Raw genomic sequence first — 426 nt, 5'->3', positions numbered from 1 at the left:
ATGGAAAAGAGCATGTACCTATTTATATAACAGACCGTATGRTAGGTCACAAATTGGGAGAATTTKCACCTACTTTARATTTTCGAGGRCATGCAAWRGGMGATAACCGMTCKCGTCGTTAATAAAAAAATATAGATACTTATCATTCATTAGTAGGAGGCGAATCTTATGATAAAGAARAAAAAAACCGAAATATACGCTTYAGGTCAACATATMTCTATGTCGGCTCATAAAGMGCGAAGAGTCATTGATCAAATTCGTGGACGTTCCTATGARGAAACACTTATKATACTAGAACTCATGCCYTATCGAGCATGTTATTCTATTTTTAAATTGGTTTATTCTGCAGCAGCAAATGCTAGTTACAACATGGGTTCTGACGAAACAAATTTAATAATTAGTAAAGCCGAAGTCAACGAAGGCACT

General features: G+C 35.1%; 2 protein-coding genes. Both read left to right on the top strand.

The genetic code is table 11. The annotated features are described in order from the left end of the window. Window positions 1-122, top strand: a 122-nt coding sequence (locus tag EIZ48_RS31685; RefSeq protein ID WP_192928773.1) for a ribosomal protein S19 family protein, incomplete at its 5' end; no start/stop codon positions are given. A gap of 46 nt (window positions 123-168) precedes the next feature. Continuing rightward, window positions 169-426, top strand: a 258-nt coding sequence (locus tag EIZ48_RS31680; protein ID WP_500690636.1) for a large ribosomal subunit protein uL22, incomplete at its 3' end; no start/stop codon positions are given.

The organism is Photobacterium alginatilyticum (assembly GCF_009910675.1).
GTDB classification, from domain to species: Bacteria; Pseudomonadota; Gammaproteobacteria; order Enterobacterales; family Vibrionaceae; genus Photobacterium; species Photobacterium alginatilyticum.
The sequence above is the reverse complement of the archived record's forward strand: the minus strand, read 5'-3'. Positions and strand labels throughout refer to the sequence as shown.